This is a genomic window from Nonomuraea sp. NPDC050202, from assembly GCF_040656115.1.
GTDB lineage: Bacteria > Actinomycetota > Actinomycetes > Streptosporangiales > Streptosporangiaceae > Nonomuraea.
Window position 1 is genome coordinate 982,370 of sequence record NZ_JBFALF010000002.1, and the last position, 24,293, is coordinate 1,006,662.

Genomic DNA, 24,293 nt, shown 5'->3' on the forward strand with positions numbered 1-24,293 from the left:
CTCGTGGAGTATCACACGACACTTCTGATAATTTCAAGATCGCGGTGAGCAAGGAGCACGTGCATGGACGTCGGCCACTCAGCCCCCATCGGGCCCGGTGAGGAGGCCGTCGCCCGCTGCCGGAGGCTCGTGGAGCCCGCGCTCCGCGAGGCCGTCGCCGTCCTGCATCCCTGGGGCGCCACGATGGCGGCGTTCACGCTGGGATGGTCCGGCATGGACGGCACGCCCCGCGATCACGGCGCGGGCAAGGGCCTGCGTCCGGCCATCGCGCTGCTGAGCGCGGAGGCGGCAGGCGGCAGGGCGGAGCCGGCGCTGCCGGCGGCGGTGGCCGTCGAGCTGGTGCACGCCTTCTCGCTGGTGCACGACGACATCATCGACAACGACGAGCGGCGCAGGCATCGCGACGCGCTCTGGAAGGCGTACGGCGTGGGCCCGGCCCTGGTCACCGGTGACGCGCTCCTGGCGCTGGCCGTCAGGCAGCTCGCCGGCCATCCAGGGGCGATGCGCCACCTGTCGGCGGCACTCGTCGAGCTCGTGCAGGGCCAGACCGCCGACATGGCCTTCGAGCAGCGTACCTGGGACGGGCACGACCGGGTCTCCACCGATGAGTACCTCGAGATGACGGCCGGTAAGACCGGCGGCCTGCTGGGGGCGGCCGCGGCGGCGGGCGTCGAGATGGGAGGCGCTCCGGAGCTCGCCCAGCGGATGTGGGACGTGGGGCGGGATCTCGGCGTGGCCTTCCAGATCGTGGACGACATCCTGGGCATCTGGGGGGACCCGGACGTCACGGGTAAGCCCGTGCACAGCGACCTGCGACGCGAGAAGAAGACGTTGCCGATCCTCGCCGCCCTGTCCTCGGGCACCATGGCCGCCCGCGAGCTGTCAGCCGTCCTCATGTCGGGCGCGACGGACGACGACACGGTACGGTACGCCGCAGACCTGGCCGAGCGGGCCGGTGGCCGGACGGCGGCCCAGGCCCTGGCCGAGCGATACCTGTCGTCGGCGCTGGACACCCTGGACCAGTGCCTGCCGCAGGCCCGAGACCTCCGCGCCCTGTGCGACTCGCTGGTCAAACGCGTCAGCTGACCTGCCGCGCGCCGATGTCGGACATCAGCATGGGATAGGCCCGGTGCAGCTCCCGCTGCCAGGACGTGTGGTTGTGCCCGCCGCGGTGGAAATGGGTGCGCACCGGGATGCCCAGCTCCTCCAGGCGGCCGGCGAACGCCCTGGCCGCCCGGTTGGCCAGGTCCTCCACCAGGTCGCCCTCCCCGGCGGACACGTACAGCCGGACCCCCTTCAGCTTGTCCGCCAGGTCGTAGGGGTTGTGCGCGCGCCAGACCTCGCGCTGCTCCTCCGGGTCGCCCCAGATGCGCTTCCAGTCGGTGCCGAAGCAGCCGATCGCGGTGCCCGCCATCACGGCCTGCGGGACGCCGGGGCCCAGGATGTGCAGGGCGCCGCTGAACGAGGCCGCCGCCTCGAAGTGCCCCTTGGCCGCGTACAGCATGGCGCCCTGCCCGCCCATCGAGTACCCCGCGACGGCCTGCCGCGGGCCCGCCCGGTAGCGCGCTTCGAGCAGCGGCAGCAGCTCCTCCAGGTGGTGGCTCTCCCAGCGCGGCGGGCCGCCCTCCCCGCCGTTCCACCAGTCGGAGTAGCTGCCGCACTCGCCGCCGTCCGGCATCACGACGAGCACGCCGGTGTCGCGGGTGAGGGCTTCGACGTCGGTCCTGGCGGTCCACGAGGTGTGGTCGTCGAGCCCGCCGTGCAGCAGCCACAGCACGGGCCAGCCGGTCCGGGACTCCCAGCCGCGCGGAAGCAGCAGGCGCACCTTCGTGGTGGCGTCGAGCGCCCGCGACCTGATCGTCAGCTCCATCCTGCGCTCGTCCAACCGGCGTTCGCTCACGAGCTCGGTCCGGGCCGGGGCGGGTTCCCGAGCCGGTTCCGGGCCGGGCGGATCCTGGCCGCCGGGCCGCAGCACCGCCACGGCCGCCAGGCACAGACCGGCGGCGACCACCACGCTGACCAGGCATCCTCGTAACCGGGGCCGCATCGCGATCTCCTTGTTGGATGTGCGGATAATAGCGGGATGAGATCCATAGGCACCACGGACCTGTCCGTGTTCCCGATATCGCTCGGCACCAACGTCTTCGGCTGGACGGCCGACAAGGAGACGTCGTTCACGATCCTGGACGCCTACGTCGACGGCGGCGGCAACTTCCTCGACACGGCGGACGTCTACCCGTACTGGGCCACGGGGGAGTCCACCTCTGAGACGATCATCGGCGAGTGGCTGGCCTCGCGCCGCAACCGCGACTCGATCGTGCTGGCCACCAAGGTCGGCATGCTGGAGGGGCTCGAAGGGCTCGCGCCGGCGACGATCAGGACGGCGGTCGAGGACTCGCTGCGGCGGCTGCGTACGGACTACATCGACCTCTACTGGGCGCACGTCGACGACCACGACACGCCGCTGGTGGAGTCGCTGGCCGCGTTCGACGCGCTGATCCAGGAGGGCAAGGTCCGCCACGTCGGGGCGTCCAACTACTCCGCTGGGCGGCTGGCGGAGGCGCTCAAGATCTCCGACGCGGAGGGGCTGGCCAGGTACGTCGCGCTGCAGCAGCCGTACAACCTGGTCGAGCGGGGCTACGAGGGCGAGCTGCGGGAGGTCGTGGCCGGGGAGGGACTGTCCAGCGTGCCCTACTTCGGGCTGGCGCGCGGGTTCCTGACCGGCAAGTACGCGCCCGGCGTGGCCGTGGACAGCCCGCGGGCCGGGAAGGCGGCCGAGTACCTGGAGACGGCCCACGGGCCCAGGACGGTGGAGGCGCTGATCGGGCTGGCGAGGGAGCGGGGGGCCGCGCCGGCCTCGGTGGCGCTGGCCTGGGTGGCCGCCCAGCCGACGGTCACGGCGCCGATCGCCAGCGCGCGGAACCTGGAGCAGTTGCGGCCGCTGATGGAGGCGGCGGCGCTGACGCTGAGCGCCGAGGAACTCGCCATCCTCGACGAGGCCTCCCGCTCCTGACGCTGTGCGGGCACGGCCGGACCCCTTGCCGCCGCGGCCGGCGTGCGGTGGCAAGGGGGCTTCGGCGTGCCCGGGGGTCAGGCAGCCGGCAGGCCCTGCCGCGCGCACCACTCGGCGACGCTGCCCGCCTCGCCCTCGACGGCCTGCGTCCAGTGCGGGTCGGCGGCGATCGCGTCCTGGACGGAGGCGTGGGAGGCGAAGACGGCGGTCAGGCCGGTGATCTTGAAGATGCGGGAGATGCGGTCCGTGGTCATCACGAGCGCGAGCGAGCCGTCCTGCGTGCGCAGCCGCTTGAGACCGCCGACGAGCACGCCCAGCCCGGTCGAGTCGAGGAACTGCACCTCGCTCAGGTCGGCGATGACGTGCACGGTGCCCTTGGCCGCGAGGTCGATGATCTGCTCGCGCAGCTTGGGGGCGGTGAACACGTCGACCTCGCCGGCGACCTTGAGCACGGCGCAGCCGCCGACCGGTCCGACCACCTCAATGACGATGTCCTGCATCTCGCGCCTCACCATCGCTCGTGTCATCGACTACATTGACGGGGAACTCTGTGCATTTACAGTACTGCGGCGGGCGCATGGCTGTCAATGGGTGGCTGTCGGTGTCATCGTGCAGAATGACAACCGGGTGGAAGGGGTGAGGAATGCGGGTCGAAGAGGCCATCGGGCGGCAGATCGCCCGGTTGCGCGCGGAGCGCCGGATGTCGCTGACCGAGCTGGGCGAGGCGCTGGGGCGCTACCTGGACAGGCCGTGGAGCCGGCAGGCCGTCCACCAGGCCGAGCGCGGCCAGCGGTCCTTCACGGCGGCCGAGCTGACCGCGCTCGCGCTGGCCCTCGACACGTCCGTCCCGGTGCTGTTCCGCGTCGAGGACGAACGGATCGAACTGCCCGGCGGGGCCGTCTCGCCCGAGGACTACCGGGGGATCCTGCTGAGCAGGGAGCCGGACATGCCGCTCGACGGGGTGGAGGAGCTGATCGTGGCCCTGCACGACATCGGCGAGGTGCTGGCCCGCCCGGCCCTGGCCCGCCTGGCCCGCATCGGCCGTGTAGCCGACCAGGTCGCCGGCCCAGACCTGTAACACCCACCAGCCCGTGCCGCCCAACCTGCGCCCGCCTGGCCTGCGCCGTCCGGCCTCCGCCCGCCGGCCCGGGCCCATGCTTGGGCTCGTCCGGCTCATGCATCGCGTGCACCGGCCGCCTCGCGCCGCCCATCGGCGCCGCGCATCGCGCCTTACGCGCGCCGGTTGCTGCACCCCTGCGCGCCTGGTGGCGTCCCGGGAGGCGAGGAACGCGGCGGGACGGGCGGGTGCCGTGGGTGGGTCAGTGGTGGTCCGCCGATGACACGTCGAGGTCGCGCGGCGTGAGCCACCACACCGCCAGCGTGCCCGCCCCCAGCAGTACGGCCGCGACCCCGCTGGTGAGGACGAGGGAGTCGGTGAACGCCGCCGTGGCCTGCGCGGCGAGCCGGCCGCCCGCCGCCCCCAGCTCCCTGGCGACGTCGAGCGCCCCGCCCAGGGACTCCCGCGCGACCCCCGCGCCCGGCCCCGTGTACGCCACCTCGTTCCGGTACACGGCGGCCGCGACGCTGCCCAGGACGGCCACGCCCAGCGCCCCGCCCAGCTCGTAACTGGTCTCCTCGATGGCGGCCGCGCTGCCCGACTTCGCCGGTGGCGAGCCCGACATGATGGCGGCCGAGGCGATCGCGAGCGAGCCGTTCCCTAGGCCGATCAGCGTCAGCGCGACCGCGACGGGCCAGTACCCCAGCGGGCCGGGCACCACGACCAGCAGCAGGAACGCCAGCCCGGTCAGCGCCAGCCCGCCGGCCAGCACCGTACGGGCTCCGATGCGCGCCGCCAGCGAGGGGGCCAGCGGCGAGGCGATGACGGCGGCCAGCGCGGCGGGCAGCAGCCGCACGCCCGTCTCCAGCGGGCCGTACCCCTGGACGAGCTGCATCCACTGCGCGAGCAGCAGCAACACGGAAGCCATCGCGATCGACGTGACGAGTGCCGTCACCACCCCGGCCGAGAAGGGCGCGCTGCGGAACAGCCTGAGCTCCAGCAGCGGATCCTCCCTGCGCAGGCACCGGACCGCGAACCAGCCCAGCGCCACCGCCGCCACCACGGCGGCCACCAGGGCTGCGGGGGAGGTGAGGCCGTACTTGCCGAAGTTCTTGATCGCGTAGACCAGGGCCACCATGCCCGCCATCGACAGCAGCGTGGCGACGGCGTCCCAGCGGCCGGGCGTCCGGTTCCTGGACTCCGGCAGCAGGAACAGGCCGAACCCGATCGCCACGGCCATGACGGGCACGTTCACCAGGAACGCGGCGTGCCAGCTGAAATGCTCCAGCAGCACGCCCCCCACGACGGGCCCCAGCGCGGCGCCGACCGCGGCCATCGCCGACCACACGCCGAGCGCCTTCGCCCGCTCGGCGGGGTCGGTGAACAGGTTCCGGATCATGGACAGCGTGGACGGCATGATCATGGCGCCGCCGACGCCGAGCAGCGCCCGTACCGCGATCACCTCCAGCGGGCTGTCGGCCGCCAGCACGGCCAGCGAGGCCAGCCCGAACACCGCGAACCCCGTCATCAGCATCCGCTTGCGGCCCCACCGGTCGCCCAGCGCGCTCACGGTGACCAGCAGCCCTGACAGGACCAGCGCGTACGCGTCCACCATCCACAGCAGCTCGGTCGACTCCGGCCGCAGGTCCTCGGAGATGGCGGGCAGGGCGACGTTCAGCACGGTCATGTCCATGACCACGAGCAGCACGCTGGCCGACAGCACGGCCAGGCCCGCCCACCGCCGCCTCGACGAGACGGGCGCTGTGGTGATCGTCATCCTTCCTCCCTTCCAGGTGCGGTGCCGTGCAGGAACGTGCTGATCAGCAGCCGCGGCACGTCCCGCCGGGCGACGTCCCCGTTGCGCAGGCTCTCCCGTACGGTGACGAGCAGCCCGTACACGGTGTTGCTGATCCAGCGGGCGGGCAGGTCGGCACGCAGCAGGCCCGCGCGCTGGGCGGCGGCGTAGAGCGCGACCTCGCGCTCCTCCAGTTCGTCGGTGCGCCGCTTCAGCTCGGGATGGCTCGCCAGCCGGTCGTCGGTCAGGCCGAACCCGTACTCGTCGGCCATGTCGATCACGCCCCCCAGCAGCTCGTTCATGGCCCGCTCCAGCGCCTCGGGGTCGCCGGACGCGGTCGCCGCCGCCACGCCGCTGGTCACCTGCAGGCGTTCCCAGTGGTCGTAGGCGCGGTGGGCGAGGGCGAGCATCAGCTCGTCACGGCTGCTGAAGTGGCGGTGCAGGGTGGCCCTGCTGATCCCCACGGCCTCGGCGAGCTGCGCCATGGAGGCGGCCGGGCTCTCGTTGAGGCGATGGATCGCGGCCTTCAAGATCTGGTCACGTGTCGCTGCCATCTGTATACACCTACGTATCATTTGAGACATTTATGTCTCATACGATACCCGAACGACTCACGCTTCGGGCAGTCGGGCGAAGAGTTCACCTGATTCGCCCGGCATGTTCGGTGGCCCAGAGCGAAGCCGAGCCTGACCGAGCATGGCTCGGCAGGCGCCTCCCGCTCTCCCGTGATGGCGACGGAGTCGCAGGTGGGGCTATGGTTCGGAGCTGTGGTGATCGGTGACGCGCGCACGCGCATCCTGGACGCGGCAGAGCAGCTCTTCGCGGGTGGCGGCTACGAGGCCACCCCCACCGTGGTCATCGCCAAACTCGCGAACGTGCCCAAGGAGCTGATCTCCCAGTACTTCCCGCGCAAGATCGACGTACTGGTCGCCCTCGTGAACGAACGCACGCACGTCGAGGAGGACGACCAGGTCGACGCGGTGCCGGGCGACCCGGCGGGCACGCTGGCCAGGCTGTCACGCGTCCTGCCGCTGCGCGCCTCACCGGCGATGCGGCGCATCCTGTTCCGCGAGGCCGACACGCACGGTTCGGTCAAGGAGCGCCTCGGGCGCCTCGGGCGCCTCAACGGCGAGCTGGCCAGGCGTGCCAGGTTCGCGCTCGGGCTGGCCCTGCCGGGCGCGCGCGGCGACGCGGCCAGGCTGGAGGTGGCGGCCGCCACGTTCGCCGCCGTCCTGATCTACCAGGAGAACCTCTGCCAGCTAACGGGCCACCAGATCGACCCCGACGCCGTCGCGGAACTCATCGCCCACTCGCTCGTCTAGCAGCTCGTCCAGCGCCGTACGCAGGTGCTCCAGCAGGCCCCACACGTCGTCCACCCGCTCGGGGCAGGCCACGATGCCGAAGTCGAGCATGCCGTCGTAGGAGAAGCAGGTGATGTTCAGGCCGCCGCTCATGTCGGTCAGCACGGACAGCGGGTAGTACGACAGCACCCGCCCGCCGCACAGGTACAGCGGGAACTGCGGGCCGGGAACGTTGCTGACGATGAGGTTGATCGGCGGGCACGCCATCCCGGCCAGCCGGAAGATCGCCGGGGTGGCGAGGCTCGTGAGCGGTGCGGGCAGGATCGAGCACAGCTCGCTCAACCACGTCGCCGGCGCCAGCGCGAAGCGTCGCTTGGCCGTGCCCATGGCGGTGACGACCGCCTGCAGGCGCTCCCTGGGGTCGGGCAGGTTCGTGGGCATGGGGGCGACCATGGCCGAGATCTGGTTGCCGACCAGGTCCCTGGCCGTCGTGCTGCGTACCGCCACGGGCACGGCCACGACCAGCGGCTCCTCCGGCAACGCGTCCCGCTCGCGCAGCCACGAGCGCAGGGCCGATGTGCACAGGGTCATGACGACGTCGTTCACGCTCATGCCGTTGGCCTTGGCGACGTTCTTGACGTCCTTGAGCGAGAGCGAGCCGAACGAGAGGCGGCGGCGGGCGCTGATCGGGCCGTTGAGCGGGGTGCGCGGCACGACCAGGCCGGGCAGCTCGGGGCGGTGATGCTGGTCGCGGGTCACCATCCGCGCGGCCTTGGCGACCAGCTTCGCGCCGGGCAGGGCTCCCACGACCGGGATGGCGTCCAGGTCTCCTGCGGCTCTGACCACTGACCGTACGGCGCGGGCGGGGTGCGTGGCGGTGCGGAACGCGGCCCCGGCCAGCATCCCGATCAGGCTGGGAGCGTCGTCGGGGGCGTGGGGTGACGCGATGTCGCGTGAAAGGTCGGGGTTCCCGCCGTGCACGGGGGCCGGGCCATGCGGCCGAGCGGCGCGGTGTGCCTGGCCGGAGCCGGACTGGCAGGCGACGGTGCCCACGGCCGTCGGCCTCGCGTCGCCGCTCGCCTTCGCTTCTCCGCCGTTCCTCGCCGTCGTGTGGCGGCTTCCCGGCGTCAGATGCCCGTCCGGGGTCAAGTCGAGCAGCGTGGCGAGGGTTTCCGCGCCCGAGACCCCGTCGATGGCGGCGTGATGCACCTTCGTGTAGACGGCCACCTTCCCATCGCCCAACCCGTTGATCAGGTGCATCTCCCACAGCGGGTGCGCCCGGTCGAGCCGGCGGGCGTGGATCCGCGCGACGGCGTCGGCGAGCTGCCAGCGGTCCCCCGGCTCGGGCAGGGTCATCTCGAACAGGTGGTTGTCGATGTCGAAGCCGGGATCGGCGGCCCAGTAGGGGTGGTCCAGGCCGAGCGGCACCTCGGCCAGGCGCAGGCTGAGCGCGGGGGAGAGGTGGATGCGATCGAGGAGCAGCTCTGCCAGCGAGCTCCTGGTGACCGCGCCGTCCGCCGGGTCGAGTATCGCCAGCCCGGCCACGTGCGCGGCGGTCGTGGGCGTTTCGACATTGAGGAACTGGGCGTCGAGTGCGGTCAACTGGCGCATCGGCTCTCCTTTTCCCTGGTGCGGACAGCATCACACCAGGGGATTTCCGCGAGGTTTCTGCGCGAGTCTTTCAGATGAATTCGGGTGCGCCCTACGAGTGATAATGGAAATCTCCAGCTCAGCCCGGATCGGTGACAATTTCCTATCCATTGACGACGTGAATGGGATGTCGCACGACGGCGTCGAAGTGGTACCCGAACGGGTGGCGTGGCGTGGTGAGGGGTTGCGTGGCGCCGGTCTCGTCCGTGGCGCGCGCCATGAGCAGGCGCGTGCCCGTACGCTCCGGAGCCCAGGCGACGTGCCAGGGCAACCAGGCCTTGACCAGGTGCTGACCATGGTGCTCTGCTGTGCGCCAGCTCAGCCCGCCGTCGAAGCTGACCTCCACCCTGACGATCCGGCCCCGGCCCGACCAGGATCGGCCGCGCAGGACGTGCGGGCCCGTGACAGGCACGCGCGCATTCCAGGGGACCTCGAACGCGCTCTTCACCGGCTGCGTCGTGACGTCGGGGTAAAACACCGTGTTCCACGGTGTGAAGAGCGGCTCGGTCGAGATTTCTATGTCGCCGAGCCATTTGATCGACGCTATTCCCACCCATCCCGGCACCACCAGCCGTGCCGGAAATCCATGGTCGGGCGGCAGCGGGACGCCGTTCATTTCATAGGCGACGAGCACGTCGTCCATGGCCTTGCCGATGGGCAGCGGACGGCGGACATGACCGTGATCCTCGAACGGCGCGTCGAGCCCGGTGGGCAGCACGTCCACCGCCTCGGGCCGCACCCCGGCCTGGCCGAGCAGGTACTTGAGCGGCACCCCGCGCCACCGCGCAACCCCGATCGCGCCCAGCCCCCACTGCGTGCCGGGGGCGCCGTCGTGCTGCTGCGTGCGGTAGAAGCGCCGCCCGTTGCCCGCGCACTCGATCGCCACGTCGTACGTGCGCGACGGCATGGCCCGCAGCTCCTCGTAGCTGAACTCGCGCGGACATCGCACGCCCTCCCCGTGGACGCTCAGCCGCCAGGTGGTGACGTCGATGAGCGGGGTGTAGGTGTGGTTGCGAACGAAGAACCGGTCGTTCGGGGTGTGGTAACCGAGCCCCGCCATGGACTCCCAGCGCATCTCGGCGCTGTTGCCGTGGATCCTGAACAGGTGGTCGGGCAGCGGCTTCACGATCGCCGCGGTGGCCTGCTTCATGGAGCATCACCTCTTAATACCTATTTCCTACCAGGAAACCATTTAATCTCCTTGAGCTGTCTCCGCGCGCCCGTCATTGCCAAAATCTTCCTCGGCCCTGCGGGAACGTTCCATTCGTGCCGCACACAGACCCCTACCCGAGGTCAGGCCCACCCCAACGCCTCCGCGGGCCGCCTGCTCGTGGGGCGGCGTGCCGGCTCAGCCCGGTTCGACGAGGGTGGCGAAGGGGTGCCGGTGTTGAGGCGTTCAATCAGAAACAGGAGGCCCGCGCCCTCCGTTGTCGCGTAACCAGCGGGTCACCTGGCAGGCGGACTCGGCGTACGTACCGGCATCCTTGCTCGCGGCGCTCAACCACTCGTCGAGCGTCACGGGCAGCGGGCCCGACGGGGGCACCAGGCGGCGGTCCTCGGCCGTCTCGGAGGCGAGGTAGCGGGTGCCGCCGGAGATCACGACTGCCAGCCCCTCGTCGAACCACTGCGGGACCTCCGGGCACATCCGCCCAGGGTTTGTCAGCCCGGGAGTCGTTCTGGTCGGCCTGTGTCCCATCGGCGTCTGACGGAACCCCCAAGGCCGGGGCAAAACATCCGCATATATGGCGTTAAGTCCGTATTTGTGAGCAGAGGGCGCGGACACCGTCGAAAGGGGACCGCTCATGGGAGCCGCAACCCGCCTCCTCACGGGCACCGCACTCGCCATCACCCCCCTGACCCCGGCTACCGCACTCGCCGTCACCCCTCTGACTCCGGCCACCGTCGAGACCGCCGCCCGCCACTCCCCGACCTGCCACTACGTCAATCAGGCAGAGGACCCGGCCCCCATCAGGCTGGGCCCGGGCAAGAAGCACCGCAAGACGGCCGAGCTCCCCCCGTCCGACGACCCCGTCAAGGCCACCTGCGCCGCCAGAGGCCGCGGCCCCGGCCACTGGGTGCGGATCAAGAGCGGTGACCACAAGGGCCACTGGGTCTGGCGCAACCGCCTCCAGGTCTGGACGGGGGAGTGATCAGCGCCCCAGGAAGGCCAGCAGCCGCTCCAGCGGCCACGTGTTGATGACGTCATCCGTGGTCAACCAGGCCCGCTGCGCGATCCCGACCCCGAACCGCTGGTTGGCCAGGTGCGGGATCGCGTGCGAGTCGCTGTCGATCGAGAACTTCACCCCGTGGTGCCTGGCCAGCCGCACCAGGTCGGACGGCAGGTCGGAGCGGTCGGGGTAGGAGTCGATCTCCATGGCGGTGCCGGTGCGGGCCGCGGCGCGGAAGACGGCGTCCCAGTCGGCGTCCACGGGCTCGCGCTTGCCGATCTTGCGGGTCGTCGGGTGGCCGATGATGTCCACGTACGGGTTCTCGCAGGCGGCGATGAAGCGGCGGGTCATCTCGTCGCGTGACATGCCGAAGTGCGAGTGCACCGAGGCCACGCACACGTCGAACTCCCGCAGGACCTCCGCCGGCCAGTCGACCGAGCCGTCGGGGGCGATGTTGAGCTCCGTACCGTGCAGGAGGCGCATGTCGGGATATTTCGCTTGCAGCTCGGCGACCCGGCCCCGCTGTTCGAGCGCCTTGTCCAGGGTCATGCGCTGCATCGCCAGATCGGGCGCGTGGTCGGTGACCGCGTAGTAGGCGTAGCCGCGGGCGTGACCGGCCGCCACCATGTCCTCCAGCGAGGCGATGCCGTCGGTCAGGTCGGTGTGGGTGTGCAGGTCGCCCTTGAGGTCGGCCAGCTCGACCAGGACGGGCAACTCGCCGGCGAGCGCCGCCTTGACCTCCCCGCCGTCCTCGCGCATCGGCGGCGGCACGTACTGCATGCCGAGCGCGTCGTAGATGTCCTCCTCGGACTCGGCGGCGATCACCCGCTCGCCCTCGAACAGCCCGTACTCGGACAGCTTCCAGCCCTTCTTCACCGCCATCTCCCTGATGGCGACGTTGTGCTCCTTGGAGCCCGTGAAGTACTGCATGGCCGCGCCCCACGAGCCGGCCGGCACCACGCGCAGGTCCACCTGGATGCCGGACGTGGTACGGATCGAGGTCTTCTTGTCGCCGGCGGCGATGACCTCGGCCACGTACGGCTGGGCGCGGAAGTCGGCCATGATGGACTCGGGCGCCACCGCGAGGATGTCGATGTCGCCGATCGTGTCGCGCATCCGGCGCAGCGACCCCGCGTACGCGATGCGCTCGGCCTTCAGCGAGCCCAACACCTGCTCGGCCAGGGACATCGCGACGCCGATGTGCACCCGGCGGCCCGACTGCTCGAGCTGCTCGATGCCCTTGAGCAGGTTGGCCAGGGTCTTGGGGCCGAGGCCCTTGACCCCGTCGAGGCGGCCGGAGGTGATCGCCTCGCTCAGCGCCGCGGTGGAGTCGATGCCGTAGTCCTCGAACAGCATGATCGCCGTCTTCGGCCCCAGGGACGGCACCCTGGTCAGCCGACGCACACCGTCGGGCACGCGGCCCCGCAGGTCGTCGAGCTGCCGGAAGCTCCCGCGCTGCAGGAACTCCTCCATCTTCTTGGCGATGGCCTCGCCCACCCCGGGCACGGAGCGCACGTCGACGACCGAGATGTCCTCGGGGTACCCGGCGATCGCCTTGGCCGCCTTCTGGTAGCTCCGCACCCGGAAGGCGTCGCCACCGGAGAGCGCGAACAGCTCCGCGTATTCCTGCAGCGCCGCCGCCGCTTCCTCGTTTGCCCGCATGCCCATACCTTAGGGGGCCACTACGACAGTCCTGGCTACGACAGTCCTGGCTACGACAGTCCTGGCTCCGACGGTCCTCGCTGTGACGGTCTCGTCGTGCTGGTCGATCCACTGGACGCTGAGCCCGGCGGCGTGATCGGGCGCCACCCGCCGCAGGTAGCGCAGGGCGATCTCCTGGGGCGTCGCGGGCTGCCGGGGAGCGGGCCGCCGCCGTCGCCGAGGCGGTCCGCAGCTCAGAAGCGCACCTCGCGAGGCCGGTACGGCGCCTCCAGGAAGGCGATCTCCTCCTCCGACAGCGTCACCGACACGGCGGCCACGGCGTCGTCCACGTGCCGCTCCTTGGTGGCCCCCACGATCGGCGCGCTGATCTCGCCCCTGTGCAGCACCCAGGCCAGCGCGATCTGCGCTGCGGGCAGCCCGCGGTCCGCCGCCACCTGCGCCACCCGCTCGATGATCAGCTTGTCGTTCTCCGGGTCGTACAGGTGGTCGATCCGCTCGTCCGAGCCCGTCCTGGCGGTCGTGGTGGCGGAGCCGGCCCTGGCCAGCACGCCGCGCGCCAGCGGGCTCCAGGGGATCACGCCCACGCCCTGGTCCGCGCAGAGCGGCAGCATCTCGCGCTCCTCCTCGCGGTAGAGGAGGTTGTAGTGGTTCTGCATCGAGACGAACCTCGTCCACCCGTTGACCTCGGCCACGTGCTGCGCCTTGGCGAACTGCCAGGCCCACATGCTCGACGCCCCGATGTAGCGGGCCTTGCCCGCCCTGACCACGTCGTGCAGCGCCTCCATGGTCTCCTCGATGGGCGTCTCGTCGTCCCAGCGGTGGATCTGGTAGAGGTCCACGTAGTCGGTGCCGAGCCGGGTGAGCGAGGCGTCGATGGCGTCAAGGATGTGCTTGCGCGACAGGCCGCGGTCGTTGCGCCCCCTGCCCATCGGGAAGTACACCTTCGTGGCCAGTACGTAGTCCTCACGCCTGGTGAAGGTCGCGCGCAGCACCTCGCCGGTCACGACCTCGCTCGCGCCCGCGCTGTAGACGTCGGCGGTGTCGAAGAACGTCACGCCCGCGTCGGCGGCCCTGCGGACGAGGGGCTCCGCCTCGTCCCGCGCCAGCGCCCACTGCTGCCTGGCGGGGTCGCCGTAGCTCATCATGCCCAGGCACAGCCGGGACACCTTCAAGCCTGAGTTACCCAGTCGCGTGTACTCCATGAAGCTCACCATATGACCAGATATGTCGCCGCTACCCAGGGGGTCCACGGGAAATCACCTGTCCAAAAACGGAAATGACCTTTACAGGGGCGATGCCGATCAAGTGGATTAGAGGAACGTTGCAAAACGGTGGGCGCCTGGCGACGTGCCTGATCCGGCAGACCCGAACGCATACCGGGGGTGAGGTGGAAGACACACACCGTGGACTCATGTCTAGGGCGCGTGCCAAGTTCCGCGATCGACGTTCCAGGTGGAAGGGCCTGCGCGCCCGGCTCAAGGATTTCTCGTCCCCTTACTGGCTGGGCGGCCTCGGGCTGGGGGCGGGGATCGCCGGGCTGTCGGTCCCGATCCTGACCGGGCTGGCGAGGTCGGGGGCGGTGGCCGAGGGCGCGTTGACGCTGCTCGTGCTGCTGGCCCTGCATGTCAGGTTCATCACCGAGACCCCGGTACGCCGTGCGGGCGCGTGGTGGATCGTGGCCGTGCAGGCGTGGCTGACGTACCTGCCGCTGACCGTGTTCGGCGCTGCGTGGACCCCGGTCTGCGGGCTGCTGGCGGGCGCGCTGCTGGTGATGGCGGGCCGGATCCGCTCGACCGTGCTGGTGCTGCTGGCCCTGGCGTGCGGGCCGGTGGTGCTGGCGGCTCCCGACCGGTCCATGATCGACCCGCTGTGGGCGCTGGCCGCCCCGCTGGCCGGCCTGGCCGAGTACGCGGTGCTCACGCTGACCAGGCGGGCCAAGCAGCTCGGCGAGGCGCGTACCGAGGTCATGCGCAGGGCCGTCGCCCTGGAGCGCCGCCGCTTCACCCGCGACCTGCACGACCTGGTCGGCCACCGGCTGACGGTGCTGGTGCTGAAGGCGCAGCTCCTGGAGCGGCTGGTCGCCGAGCGCGACGAGAAGGCGCGGGAGGAGGTGAGCGAGACGGTGGAGCTGCTGCGCAGCCTCTCGACCGACGTCAGGGCCGTGGCGCACGGCCTGCGCAGCTCCACGCTGGCCGCCGAGCTGGGCTCGGCGCGCTCCCTGCTGGAGTCGGCGCGGGTGCGCTGCCAGATCAGGGTGTCCTGCCGCGACCTGCCCGGCGACGTGGAGGAGGCGCTCACGCACGCCCTGCGCGAGGGCGTCACGAACGTGCTGCGCCACGCGGAGGCCCGCCAGTGCTCGATGCATCTCCTGGAACGTGACCACATGGTGCGCCTGACGATCAGGAACGACGGGGTGCGCCCGCCGCGCCGCCCCGGCGACGCAGGCCAGGGCCTGCTGAACCTGGCCGAGCGCGTCTCCGGCCTCGGCGGCTGGCTGGAGGCCACCTCCTCCAGGACCGGCCAATTCACCTTCAGCGTGTACGTCCCACGGAAGAAATAACCGCCTCCCGGTCAATGGTGTGGATTTCACAAATGCCATACACATAAGCCTGTATTCGTGCTGAAGAATGTGACTAGCCGGACGGCTCCAACGGCGAGAGGCTACTGAGCACACCGCCCTGGAGGTCCCGCCCAGATGGATAAGTACGAGCTGTATTGCCTGGCCGATCAGTTTTTCTACGACAGCCTCGAGCACAGCACGGCCGAAGACGCCGACTTTCCCATTCTGCGCAGGTCACTGCCCGCCGGCTGGTCCTCGGCCCTCACCGACACCTGGTGCTATTTCGCTCCGGACAACGAGCCGCCGCTGCCTTCGCAGGGCTGGAAGATTCACGTGTCGGCCCGCGTGGAGGACGCGGAAAAGGCCATCGAAGCCATTTGGGACTACTGTTTGCCGCGCGGTATCGCGTTCAAGTTCCTGCGCGGCCTGCCCGTGCTCGTCATGGTGAACTCCAAGGCCGCCTCCCGAGCCTCCAGCGGCAAGCTCATCACCATCTACCCGCGCGACGAGGCGCAGCTCGAACTGGTGCTCAAGGAGCTCGACGAGCTCCTGCGCGACGTGCGCGGCCCGTACATCCTCAGCGATCTGCGCTACAACGAAGGACCGCTGTTCATCAGGTACGGCGGCTTCGCCGAGCGCCACTGCCTGTCCCCGGCGGGCGAGCGCGTGCTGGCCCTCGAGGACGGCGACGGCACGCTCGTGCCCGACGTGCGGGGCGCCACCTTCTCGGTGCCGCCGTGGACGACGCTGCCGGCGTTCCTGGAGCCGCAGCTGGCCGCCCGCAACTCGGTGACGACGACCGGGCTGCCGTACACGATCGAGAGCGTCCTGCACTTCTCCAACGGCGGCGGCGTCTACCTGGGCCGCGACACGCGGACCGGCGAGCGCGTGGTGCTCAAGGAGGCCAGGCCGCACGCCGGGCTCGACGCGGCGGGCCGCGACGCGGTCGCCAGGATCGAGCACGAGCGCGACATCCTCGAACGCCTGTCTGGCCTGCCCGCGGCCCCGGCGCTGCGCGGCTACTTCACGCTGGGCGAGCACCACTTCCTCGTGCAGGAGTTCGTGGACGGCACGCCGCTCCAGCGGCGGCTCGTGCACCGCTACCCGCTCACCCGCGCCACCTGCACCGAGCGGGACCTGGCCGAGTACACCGAGTGGGCGGTCGAGACGCTGGAGGAAGTCACGCGCGCGGTCGGCTCGCTGCACGAGCGCGGGGTCGTCTTCGGCGACCTGCACCCCGACAACATCCTGCTGACCGACGACGGCCGGGTGGCGCTGATCGACTACGAGGTCGCCACGCTCGCCGACGACAGGGGACGCGCCGCGCTCGCCCATCCCGCCTTCGCCGCCCCGGCCGACCGCCAGGGCGTGGACGTGGACCGGTACGCGCTGGCCTGCCTGCGCCTGGGCCTGTTCGCGCCGCAGTGCACGATCATGCTGCCGTTGCACCGGCCGAAGGTGGCCCACCTCGGGGAGATCGTCAAGGAGACGTTCCCCGTGCCCCGCGGCGTGATCGACGAGGCCGTCACCACCATTGCGGGCGGCGCGCGCGACGACACGACCGTGCCCATGCCGGGCGTGGCGAGCTGGCCCGAGCTGCGGGACGCCATGGCCAAGGCGATAGTGGCCGCCGCCACGCCCGGACGGGACGACCGGCTCTTCCCCGGCGACGTGGGCCAGTTCAAGCCCGGCGGCGGGCTCAACCTCGCACACGGCGCGGCCGGCGTGCTGTTCGCCCTGCACAGCACTGGCCTCGGGCCCTTTCCCGAGTACGAGCGCTGGCTGTGCGAGCGGGCCCGCCGCCCCGTCCAGGGCTCCGGCCTCGGCCTGTACGACGGGCTGCACGGCATCGCGTACGTGCTCGGCCTGCTCGGACACCAGCAGGACGCGCACGACCTCATCGACGTCTGCCTGCGCGAGAAGTGGGACCGCCTGGAATCGGCGCTCATCTCCGGACTGCCCGGCATCGGGCTGAACCTCCTTCACTTCGGGTACACCGACCTCGCCCTGCGCGCGGTGGACATCTGCGCCGGGCGGCTCGACACCTCCGTGCCCGAGATCAGCGGCGGCGCCAACCCGCGCGCCGGGCTCATGCACGGCTCGTCAGGCCCCGCGCTACTGTTCCTGCACGCCTACGAGCACACCGGCGACCCGGCGCTGCTCGACCTGGCGGCCACCGCGCTCCGGCAGGACCTGCGGCGCTGCCGCCACTCGGAGGACGGCTCGCTCCAGGTCAACCAGGGGTGGCGGCTGCTGCCGTACCTCGACGAAGGGTCCGCGGGGATCGCCCTCGTGCTGGAGCGCTACCTGCGGCACCGGCACGACGAGGCGTTCGCGACGGCGCTGGCCGAGCTGCGGCTGGCCGGGCGCGCGGGCTTCTTCGTGCAGGCAGGGCTGTTCACCGGGCGCGCCGGGCTCATCGCGGCCGGCGCGGGGGACGTGCCCGAACTGGTGAAGGGGCTGCGGTGGCACGCGCTGCCGTACGCCGGGGGCCTGGCCTTCCCCGGCGACCAGCTCCTGCGCCTGTCCATGGATTTCGCGACCGGAACGGCCGGCGTGCTCTTCGCCCTCGCCTCGGCGATGGGCGAAAAACCCTGCCATCTGCCGTTCCTCGGGGCCGCACCCGAGCGGCCTCTCCCCGACGACACCACGGAAGGAGGTGTACGACATGGTACTTCTTGACCTGCAGGGTCTTGAGGCTCCCGCGGCCAGCGACGTGGCCAGCGGCGGCAGCACGCTGACCGTTCTCTCCTGCCACTCCGGCAAGCCCAGCAACCTCAGTGTCGCTCTCTGCCACTGATGTGCGAATAGAGGTCCCCGCGCCGTCCATCACGGCGCGGGGACATGCACGAGAGGAGGGGTCGCGTTGCGGGCAGGAGACCGGCTGGTCGTCAGCGCGGTACGGCGCGGCGGCCCATGGCCCGTCGTGCTGGCCGGCACGGCAGTCGTGGGAGCGGCCGGCGAGCTGGCCATCCCGTACCTGATCGGCCGCACCGTGGACGCCCTCGTGACGCGCCAGCCCGGCGGCACCCCCTGGCTGGCGCTCTGCGCCGGCGCGGTCGCCGCCGTCATGCTCTGTGAGAGCCTCGGCGTCTGGGCGCGCGGCGCCAGCGGCGCCCACGCCGCCGCGACACTGCGCTCCGGCGTGCTGCGGCACGTGCTCGGCACCGGCTCGGCGGCCACCCGCCGCTTCCCGGAAGGCGAGCTCGTCACCCGGGCAGGCCTGAACGCCGAGGAGGTCGGCAGGGCGCCCGAGACGGTGACCAGCGCCCTCGCGCTGCTCGTCCCCACGGCCGGCGCGCTGGTCGCGCTCACCCTCATCGCTCCCGTCCTGACGCTGACGCTCGGGGCGGGCATCGTCGTCATCCTCTTCGTCCTGCGTGCCTTCCTGCGCACGACGACCACGCTCGCGGGCGGGTACCAGGAGGCCCAGGGCGAGATCGCCGCCCGCCTGGTGGAGGCGCTGGGCGGCGCCCGCACGATCGCCGCCGCGGGCACGGCGGGCCGCGAGTCGCGCCGCGTGCTCGCGCCGCTGCCCGGGCTGCGCACGCACGGCATGGCGCTGTGGCGGGCCAACGCCTCGGCCGCCGTCCGGTCCGGCCTGGTCGTGCCGCTGCTGGAGGTCGCCGTCCTCGCCGTGGGCGGCTTCATGCTCGCCGCGGGCGACCTCACCATCGGAGAGCTGTACGCCGCCGCGCGCTACGCCGTGCTCGGGGCCTCGCTCAGCACGGCGCTCGGCCACATCAGCGGCCTGGCCAGGGCGCGCGCCGCCGCCGGACGGGTGGCCGAGGTCCTCGACCTGCCACCCGTCCGGTACGGCACCCGCGCGCTCCCGCCCGGCCCCGGTACGGTCGAGTTCCGCGACGTGGCCGCCGGCGGCCTGGCCATCGGCGACCTCACGCTCCCCGGCGGATCCGTCACCGCCGTCGTCGGGCGGTCGGGGTCGGGCAAGTCGTTGCTGGCCGCGCTGGCGGGCCGGCTGGCCGACCCCGAGCGCGGCACCGTCCTGCTCGACGGCGTGCCCCTGGCGGAGCTGGCGGAGGAGGAGCTGAGGCGGGCGATCGGCTACGCCTTCGAACGCCCGGTCCTGGTCGGCGAGACCATCGGCGACGCCATCAGCCCGGTCAGCCCCCTCAGCCCCCTCAGCCCCCTCAGCCCCCTCAGCCCCACCAGCGCCACCAGCCCCACCGCCCCCGAGCCGGCGCCCGTCAGGAAGGGGGCGGCCGCCGGCCCGGGCCTGTCCGCGGAGGCCGCCGTCCTCGACGGCCGGCTGCCGGCGGCGCGTCGGGTGGCGGAGGCCGCCGAGGCCGCGTGCGCGGACACGTTCGTCCGGCGGCTCCCGCTCGGCTTCGCCACCCCCCTCGGCGACGCGCCCATGTCCGGCGGCGAGCGGCAGCGCATCGGCCTGGCCAGGGCGTTCGCCCGGGGGGAGCGGCTGCTCGTGCTCGACGACGCCACCTCCAGCCTCGACACCGTGACCGAGCGCCAGGTCGGCCAGGCCCTCACCACCGACCGGCTCGGCCGCACCCGCCTCATCGCCGCCCACCGGCTGGCCACCGCCGCCCGCGCCGACCAGGTCGTCTGGCTCGACGGCGGCACGGTCCGCGCGTGCGGGCCGCACCACGTGCTGTGGCAGGACCCGGCCTACCGGGCGGTCTTCCAGGGAGCCGAGGTCACAGAGGAAGCAGGGGGAGTCCAGGAAGCCAGGGGAGCCCAGGGAGCCGCGCCATGAACCCGCTCGTCCGCGCCCTGCGGCGGGAGCCGCGGCAGCTCGTCAAGCTCGGGCTCTGGTCGGTGGTCGAGGCGGCGCCCGCGTTCCTCATCGGGCATGCCGTCGCCCGCTCCATCGAGGACGGGTTCGGTGCGGCCGAGCCGCTGATCGGGCTCGGCTGGCTGGCCGCGCTCGGAGTCACGTGGCTGGCGGGGGCCGTGGCCGCGCGGCAGGTCGTGCTGGCCGTCGCCGCGGTGGCGGAGCCGTTCAGGGACGATCTCCTGACGCGGGTGGTGGAGGGCGCGCTCAGGACGGGCTCGGGGCGCGACAGCGGGGCCGTGGCCAGGGCCGGGCTCCAGGTCGAGCTGGCCAGGGACGCCTTCGCGGCCGTGGTCACGACCGTGCGCGGGTTCGTGTTCACGGTGGTCAGCGTCGTGCTGGGGCTGCTGACGCTGGCTCCCGAGACGCTCGTGCTCGTCATGCCGCCCTTCCTGGCCGGGCTCGGGCTCTTCCTGGCCTCGCTGCCCGCGCTGGCCCGGCGGCAGCGCGCGTACCTGCTGGCCGACGAGCGGCTGGCCGAGGCCATGACCGACATGGCGGGCGGGCTGCGCGACATCGAGGCGTGCGGTCTGCGGGAGAGCGTGACGGGCCGGCTCGAACGCCGGGTCGGCGCGCAGGCCGCCGCCGCGCGCACGCTCGCCCGGGTGAGCGCCGCCCGCACCGCGGCCCTGGCCGTCGGCGGCTGGCTGCCCGTCGTCCTCGTCCTGGCGGGAACCCCGTGGCTGCTGGACCGGGGGGTGGGGGCCGGGGTGATCGTGGGCACCCTCGCGTACGTCGCCCAGTCGCTGGCGCCCGCGCTCGGCGGGCTCGTGCACGGGCTCGGCGTCAGCGGCGTCCGGCTCGCCGTCTCGCTCGGCCGCATCCTCGCCATGGCGCCGCCCGCCGCCCCCGTCCCCTCCAGGATCCGCCCGTTCGCGAGCGAGATCCGGCTCGACGCCGTCACCTTCGCCTACGGCCCGCACTCCGCGCCCGTTCTGGACGGCCTGGACCTGACGGTCCCCGAGGGCGACCACCTGGCGATCGTGGGGCCCAGCGGGGCGGGCAAGTCCACGCTCGCGTCCCTGCTCAGCGGCGTGCTGCGACCCGGTGAGGGCGAGGTGCTGGTCGGCGGCGTGCCCGCCGACCAGCTCGACCCCGCCGCCCGCGTGCTGATCCCCCAGGAGGCGTACGTCTTCAGGGGCACGCTCCGGGAGAACCTGCTCTACCACGCGGAAACCGGCACCAGGCCGGCGGAGATCGTCGAGGCCGTCGAGGCCGTCGGCGCGGGCGGCCTGGTGGACGAGCTGGGCGGGTACGACGCGCAGGTCGAGCCCGGCGCGCTCTCGGCAGGACAGCGCCAGCTCATCGCCCTGGCCCGCGCCTACCTGGCCCCCGCCCGCATCGTCATCCTCGACGAGGCCACCTGCCACCTCGACCCCGCCACCGAGGCCAGGGCCGAGGCCGCGTTCGCCCGGAGAGGCGGCACGCTCATCGTGATCGCCCACCGCCTGACCTCCGCCCTGCGCGCCCGCCGCATCCTGCTCATGGACGGCGCCCGGATCACGCTCGGCACCCACGAGGAGCTGATCCGGACCTCCCCCTTGTACGCCGACCTGGCCGGCCACTGGCACCCGGAGCCCGTGTCATGAAATTTCAAGACAGCTATCCGCCCGCCGAACGCCTCCCCATCACCGAACGCCGCCACGGCCACGAGATCGACGACCCGTACCGCTGGCTGGAGGACCCCGCCGACCCGCGCACGCAGGCGTGGCTGGCGGCCCAGGACCGGCTGTGGCGCGACAGCGCCGCCGCGCTGCCCCAGCGGGAGCGATTCCTGGCGCGGCTGACCGAGCTCAGGGAGACGGGCCTGGTGACCCCGCCCGTGTGGCGCGGCGACAAGCGCTTCCACCTGCGCCAATCCCCGTCGCAGGAGCACCCGGTGCTCTGCTGCGACGACCGCGTGGTGCTGGACCCCATGGAGCTGGACCCCAGCGGGCTGACGACGCTGGACGACTGGCAGCCCGACCTGGAGGGGCGCCGCCTGGCGTACCAGACCTCGCGCAGCGGCGACGAGAAGGCCTGCCTGTACGTGCGGGACCTCGCCACCGGAGCGGTCGTCGACGGGCCCATCGGCGGCTGCCGCTACTCGGCGGTCGCCTGGCTGCCGGGCGGCGAGTCGTTCTACTACGTCCGCTTCCGGGAGGGCGTGTTCCTGCACACGATCGGCTCGGCCGAGCCCGACGTGCCCGTGTTCACCAGGGGCGCGATCTCGTACGGCGTGCAGATCAGCCCCGACGGCCGCTGGCTGACGATCTCGGCGGGTACCGCGTCGGGCAACTCGCTCTGGCTGGCCGACCTGGCCGGCCAGGACCCGGCGCCCCGTCCCGTGCAGGAGGGCTCGCACGCCCGCACGGCCGGCGCGGTGGCCTGCGACGGCCGCCTGTACCTGCTCACCGACAGGGACGCGCCCCGCCGCAGGCTCTGCGTGGCCGACCCGGGGAATCCCACGGCCTGGCGGGAGCTGATCCCGGAGGACACGGAGGCCGTGCTGGGGGCGTTCACGCTGCTCGACGGCGACCGGCTGCTCGTCTCCAGGACGCGGCACGCGGTCGGCGAGATCGCCGTGCACCACGCCCGCACGGGGGAGCGGCTGGGCACCGTGCCGCTGCCCGGCAACGGCTCGATCGCCTCGCTCACCTCCCGCCCGGGAGGCGGCCCCGAGGCGTGGTTCGCCTACACCGACGCCGTCACCCCCGCCGAGATCTGGCGCTACGACGCCCGCACAGACGCCACCACGCGCTGGTCCGCCGCGCCCGGCCGCGTCACGCTGCCGGAGGTGCGCAGCTCCCACATCGAGTACGCCTCAGCCGACGGCACCCTGATCCGCATGGTCGTCGTCGCGCGCCCCTCCCAGGGCGGCCCGCGCCCGGCGATCCTCAGCGGGTACGGCGGCTTCGGCATCCCCCTCATGCCCGGCTACGCCGCCGACTCCCTGGCCTGGGTCGAGGCGGGCGGCGTGCTGGCCATCGCCAACCTGCGCGGCGGCGGGGAGGAGGGTGAGGCGTGGCACCGCGACGGCATGCTGGAGCGCAAGCAGAACGTGTTCGACGACTTCGTGGCCGCCGCCGAGAAGCTGATCGCCGACGGCTGGACGACCCCCGAGCAGCTCGGCATCTGGGGCGAGTCGAACGGCGGCCTGCTCGTCGGGGCCGCGCTCACCCAGCGGCCCGACCTGTTCGCCGCCGTCGTGTGCTCGGCCGGGCTGCTCGACATGGCCCGCTACCACCTCAGCGGCCTCGGCCCCTCGTGGACCGGCGAGTACGGCGACCCGGACGACCCCGAGCAGCTCGCCTGGCTGCTCGACTACTCGCCCTACCACCACGTGAGCAAGGCCGCCGGCTACCCGGCGACGCTGTTCACGGCGGCGGCGGCCGACACGCGGGTGGACCCCATGCACGCCCGCAAGATGTGCGCGGCGCTGCAGTGGGCGACCGGCGGCGACCGGCCGGTCCTGCTGCGCCACGAGCCGGACGTGGGCCACGGGGCCCGGGCGGTCAGCCGCTCCGTCGCGCTGGCCGCCGACGTGCTGGCCTTTCTGGCGGCACATACCGGACTAAATTCAGGAATTTGAACATTTCAGATCCAACCCGATTCCCTGGCGATGCGGATGGCGTCGATCCTGCTGCGCGCTCCCAGCTTGGCCGTGGTCCTGGACAGATAATTCCGGACCGTACCCTCGGCCAGATACAGCGAGGCCGCGATCTCCCCGACCGACGCCCCGTCCGCCGCCGCCCCGATCACGTCCAGCTCGCGTGGCGTCAGCGGCGCATCGGCCGGCCGCATGGCCGCGATCGCCAGCTCGGAGTCGATGACCCGCTCGCCGTCGGCTACCCTGCGGATGCCGTCCGCCAGCCGCCCGGAGGGCGCGTCCTTGGCCATGAACCCGCGTACGTGCGCGTCGAGCGCCTTCTTGAGCAGCCCGGGGGTGCCGACCCCGGTCAGGATGAGCACCCCGCACTCGGGTAACTTCTCGTGCAGCTCACGCGCCGCGTCGAGCCCGTCCATGCCGGGTAACGCGATGTCGAGTACCGCGACGTCGGGCCGGGAGGCCCGGGCCGCGGCCAGGATGCGATCACCCCGATCGACCTCGGCCACGACTTCGATGTCCTCTTCATAGGCCAGCAGCGCCACGAGCGCCCCTCGTACCAGGTTCATGTCCTCAGCGAGCAACGTTCGAATCACCATGCGTCCTTGCGGTCGACCAGGCTTGCAACGTCTGCGGGCCTCTTTATCCTGCCGTATTGACCCAATCAAGAAAAGCGCTTCTATTTAGCCGT

Annotated in this window: 20 protein-coding genes and 1 pseudogene; 11 read left to right on the forward strand and 10 right to left on the reverse strand. The window is 72.1% G+C overall.

The window, feature by feature from the left end; translation table 11 throughout:
• The first annotated feature begins 63 nt into the window (after positions 1–63).
• Complete coding sequence (locus AB0I79_RS09755; RefSeq protein WP_357869453.1) at positions 64–1,086, forward strand: polyprenyl synthetase family protein; 1,023 nt, start codon at positions 64–66, stop codon at positions 1,084–1,086.
• Here the strand turns inward: AB0I79_RS09755 and AB0I79_RS09760 are convergent.
• Positions 1,079–2,047 carry an alpha/beta hydrolase-fold protein gene (locus AB0I79_RS09760; protein ID WP_357869455.1) on the reverse strand — a complete coding sequence of 323 codons (969 nt, stop codon included), beginning with the start codon at positions 2,045–2,047 and terminating at the stop codon, positions 1,079–1,081. The two genes, AB0I79_RS09755 and AB0I79_RS09760, sit on opposite strands and share 8 nt — an antisense overlap.
• A gap of 36 nt (positions 2,048–2,083) precedes the next feature.
• Between AB0I79_RS09760 and AB0I79_RS09765 the strand changes: the two genes are divergently transcribed.
• Positions 2,084–3,013, forward strand: coding sequence for an aldo/keto reductase (locus tag AB0I79_RS09765; protein ID WP_357869458.1), 930 nt, complete (start codon positions 2,084–2,086; stop codon positions 3,011–3,013).
• 161 nt (positions 3,014–3,174) lie between these two features.
• Here the strand turns inward: AB0I79_RS09765 and AB0I79_RS09770 are convergent.
• A pseudogene (locus tag AB0I79_RS09770) lies at positions 3,175–3,513 on the reverse strand (STAS domain-containing protein); the annotation flags it as partial.
• Between the two features lie 143 nt (positions 3,514–3,656).
• Here AB0I79_RS09770 and AB0I79_RS09775 point away from each other — a divergent pair.
• On the forward strand, positions 3,657–4,091 hold the full coding sequence (locus AB0I79_RS09775) for a helix-turn-helix domain-containing protein (protein WP_357869460.1): 435 nt from the start codon (positions 3,657–3,659) through the stop codon (positions 4,089–4,091).
• 241 nt (positions 4,092–4,332) lie between these two features.
• On the opposite strand, the gene AB0I79_RS09780 is transcribed toward AB0I79_RS09775, so the two are convergent.
• Both AB0I79_RS09780 and AB0I79_RS09785 read right to left on the reverse strand, forming a co-directional pair.
• Complete coding sequence (locus tag AB0I79_RS09780; protein ID WP_357869462.1) at positions 4,333–5,847, reverse strand: MFS transporter; 1,515 nt, start codon at positions 5,845–5,847, stop codon at positions 4,333–4,335.
• A complete protein-coding gene (locus AB0I79_RS09785) occupies positions 5,844–6,419 on the reverse strand; it encodes a TetR/AcrR family transcriptional regulator (RefSeq protein WP_357869465.1) in 576 nt (191 codons plus the stop codon). Before AB0I79_RS09785 ends, AB0I79_RS09780 begins: the two co-directional genes overlap by 4 nt.
• A gap of 213 nt (positions 6,420–6,632) precedes the next feature.
• Between AB0I79_RS09785 and AB0I79_RS09790 the strand changes: the two genes are divergently transcribed.
• Positions 6,633–7,187: a TetR/AcrR family transcriptional regulator gene (locus tag AB0I79_RS09790; protein ID WP_357869468.1), complete on the forward strand. Its 555-nt coding sequence runs from the start codon at positions 6,633–6,635 to the stop codon at positions 7,185–7,187.
• Here the strand turns inward: AB0I79_RS09790 and AB0I79_RS09795 are convergent.
• The 3 genes from AB0I79_RS09795 to AB0I79_RS09805 form a co-directional block, all read right to left on the reverse strand.
• On the reverse strand, positions 7,125–8,777 hold the full coding sequence (locus tag AB0I79_RS09795) for a wax ester/triacylglycerol synthase domain-containing protein (protein WP_357869470.1): 1,653 nt from the start codon (positions 8,775–8,777) through the stop codon (positions 7,125–7,127). The genes AB0I79_RS09790 and AB0I79_RS09795 overlap by 63 nt on opposite strands.
• Before the next feature lie 142 nt (positions 8,778–8,919).
• Positions 8,920–9,966, reverse strand: coding sequence for a sulfite oxidase (locus tag AB0I79_RS09800; protein ID WP_357869473.1), 1,047 nt, complete (start codon positions 9,964–9,966; stop codon positions 8,920–8,922).
• 246 nt (positions 9,967–10,212) lie between these two features.
• A complete protein-coding gene (locus AB0I79_RS09805) occupies positions 10,213–10,461 on the reverse strand; it encodes a hypothetical protein (protein ID WP_357869476.1) in 249 nt (82 codons plus the stop codon).
• 157 nt (positions 10,462–10,618) lie between these two features.
• Here AB0I79_RS09805 and AB0I79_RS09810 point away from each other — a divergent pair, with 157 nt between their 5' ends.
• Positions 10,619–10,966, forward strand: coding sequence for a hypothetical protein (locus AB0I79_RS09810; protein WP_357869479.1), 348 nt, complete (start codon positions 10,619–10,621; stop codon positions 10,964–10,966).
• Here AB0I79_RS09810 and polX read toward each other — a convergent pair whose 3' ends face one another.
• Positions 10,967–12,646, reverse strand: coding sequence for a DNA polymerase/3'-5' exonuclease PolX (gene polX, locus AB0I79_RS09815; RefSeq protein ID WP_357869481.1), 1,680 nt, complete (start codon positions 12,644–12,646; stop codon positions 10,967–10,969).
• A 233-nt stretch (positions 12,647–12,879) separates the two neighbouring features.
• Positions 12,880–13,848, reverse strand: a complete 969-nt coding sequence (locus tag AB0I79_RS09820; RefSeq protein WP_357869484.1) for an aldo/keto reductase — start codon at positions 13,846–13,848, stop codon at positions 12,880–12,882.
• Positions 13,849–14,057: 209 nt separating this feature from the next.
• On the opposite strand from AB0I79_RS09820, the gene AB0I79_RS09825 reads away from it, so the two are divergent.
• The 6 genes from AB0I79_RS09825 (at position 14,058) to AB0I79_RS09850 (ending at position 23,587) form a co-directional block, all read left to right on the forward strand.
• Entirely contained in the window at positions 14,058–15,206 is a 1,149-nt protein-coding gene (locus AB0I79_RS09825; protein ID WP_357869486.1) for a histidine kinase, read from the forward strand.
• Between the two features lie 135 nt (positions 15,207–15,341).
• Entirely contained in the window at positions 15,342–17,888 is a 2,547-nt protein-coding gene (gene lanKC, locus AB0I79_RS09830) for a class III lanthionine synthetase LanKC (RefSeq protein WP_357869489.1), read from the forward strand.
• On the forward strand, positions 17,875–18,006 hold the full coding sequence (locus AB0I79_RS09835) for a SapB/AmfS family lanthipeptide (protein WP_103955008.1): 132 nt from the start codon (positions 17,875–17,877) through the stop codon (positions 18,004–18,006). The genes lanKC and AB0I79_RS09835 overlap by 14 nt, the downstream gene beginning before the upstream one ends.
• Before the next feature lie 66 nt (positions 18,007–18,072).
• Positions 18,073–19,938, forward strand: a complete 1,866-nt coding sequence (locus AB0I79_RS09840; RefSeq protein ID WP_357869492.1) for an ABC transporter ATP-binding protein — start codon at positions 18,073–18,075, stop codon at positions 19,936–19,938.
• Entirely contained in the window at positions 19,935–21,605 is a 1,671-nt protein-coding gene (locus AB0I79_RS09845; protein WP_357869495.1) for an ABC transporter ATP-binding protein, read from the forward strand. The genes AB0I79_RS09840 and AB0I79_RS09845 overlap by 4 nt, the downstream gene beginning before the upstream one ends.
• Positions 21,602–23,587, forward strand: a complete 1,986-nt coding sequence (locus tag AB0I79_RS09850) for a prolyl oligopeptidase family serine peptidase (protein WP_357869498.1) — start codon at positions 21,602–21,604, stop codon at positions 23,585–23,587. The genes AB0I79_RS09845 and AB0I79_RS09850 overlap by 4 nt, the downstream gene beginning before the upstream one ends.
• A gap of 5 nt (positions 23,588–23,592) precedes the next feature.
• Here AB0I79_RS09850 and AB0I79_RS09855 read toward each other — a convergent pair whose 3' ends face one another.
• The gene (locus tag AB0I79_RS09855) at positions 23,593–24,201 is read right to left on the reverse strand and encodes a response regulator transcription factor (RefSeq protein WP_357869501.1); all 609 of its coding nucleotides are present in this window, start codon (positions 24,199–24,201) and stop codon (positions 23,593–23,595) included.
• Between the last annotated feature and the right edge of the window lie 92 nt (positions 24,202–24,293).

What these genes read in the sequence shown, in the direction of transcription:
- AB0I79_RS09755 (WP_357869453.1), top strand. Translation starts at nt 64, where the DNA reads ATGGACGTCGGCCACTCAGCCCCCATCGGGCCCGGTGAGGAGGCCGTC.
- AB0I79_RS09760 (WP_357869455.1), bottom strand. Translation starts at nt 2,047, where the DNA reads ATGCGGCCCCGGTTACGAGGATGCCTGGTCAGCGTGGTGGTCGCCGCC.
- AB0I79_RS09765 (WP_357869458.1), top strand. Translation starts at nt 2,084, where the DNA reads ATGAGATCCATAGGCACCACGGACCTGTCCGTGTTCCCGATATCGCTC.
- AB0I79_RS09775 (WP_357869460.1), top strand. Translation starts at nt 3,657, where the DNA reads ATGCGGGTCGAAGAGGCCATCGGGCGGCAGATCGCCCGGTTGCGCGCG.
- AB0I79_RS09780 (WP_357869462.1), bottom strand. Translation starts at nt 5,847, where the DNA reads ATGACGATCACCACAGCGCCCGTCTCGTCGAGGCGGCGGTGGGCGGGC.
- AB0I79_RS09785 (WP_357869465.1), bottom strand. Translation starts at nt 6,419, where the DNA reads ATGGCAGCGACACGTGACCAGATCTTGAAGGCCGCGATCCATCGCCTC.
- AB0I79_RS09795 (WP_357869470.1), bottom strand. Translation starts at nt 8,777, where the DNA reads ATGCGCCAGTTGACCGCACTCGACGCCCAGTTCCTCAATGTCGAAACG.
- AB0I79_RS09800 (WP_357869473.1), bottom strand. Translation starts at nt 9,966, where the DNA reads ATGAAGCAGGCCACCGCGGCGATCGTGAAGCCGCTGCCCGACCACCTG.
- AB0I79_RS09805 (WP_357869476.1), bottom strand. Translation starts at nt 10,461, where the DNA reads ATGTGCCCGGAGGTCCCGCAGTGGTTCGACGAGGGGCTGGCAGTCGTG.
- AB0I79_RS09810 (WP_357869479.1), top strand. Translation starts at nt 10,619, where the DNA reads ATGGGAGCCGCAACCCGCCTCCTCACGGGCACCGCACTCGCCATCACC.
- polX (WP_357869481.1), bottom strand. Translation starts at nt 12,646, where the DNA reads ATGCGGGCAAACGAGGAAGCGGCGGCGGCGCTGCAGGAATACGCGGAG.
- AB0I79_RS09820 (WP_357869484.1), bottom strand. Translation starts at nt 13,848, where the DNA reads ATGGAGTACACGCGACTGGGTAACTCAGGCTTGAAGGTGTCCCGGCTG.
- AB0I79_RS09825 (WP_357869486.1), top strand. Translation starts at nt 14,058, where the DNA reads ATGTCTAGGGCGCGTGCCAAGTTCCGCGATCGACGTTCCAGGTGGAAG.
- lanKC (WP_357869489.1), top strand. Translation starts at nt 15,342, where the DNA reads ATGGATAAGTACGAGCTGTATTGCCTGGCCGATCAGTTTTTCTACGAC.
- AB0I79_RS09835 (WP_103955008.1), top strand. Translation starts at nt 17,875, where the DNA reads ATGGTACTTCTTGACCTGCAGGGTCTTGAGGCTCCCGCGGCCAGCGAC.
- AB0I79_RS09845 (WP_357869495.1), top strand. Translation starts at nt 19,935, where the DNA reads ATGAACCCGCTCGTCCGCGCCCTGCGGCGGGAGCCGCGGCAGCTCGTC.
- AB0I79_RS09850 (WP_357869498.1), top strand. Translation starts at nt 21,602, where the DNA reads ATGAAATTTCAAGACAGCTATCCGCCCGCCGAACGCCTCCCCATCACC.
- AB0I79_RS09855 (WP_357869501.1), bottom strand. Translation starts at nt 24,201, where the DNA reads ATGGTGATTCGAACGTTGCTCGCTGAGGACATGAACCTGGTACGAGGG.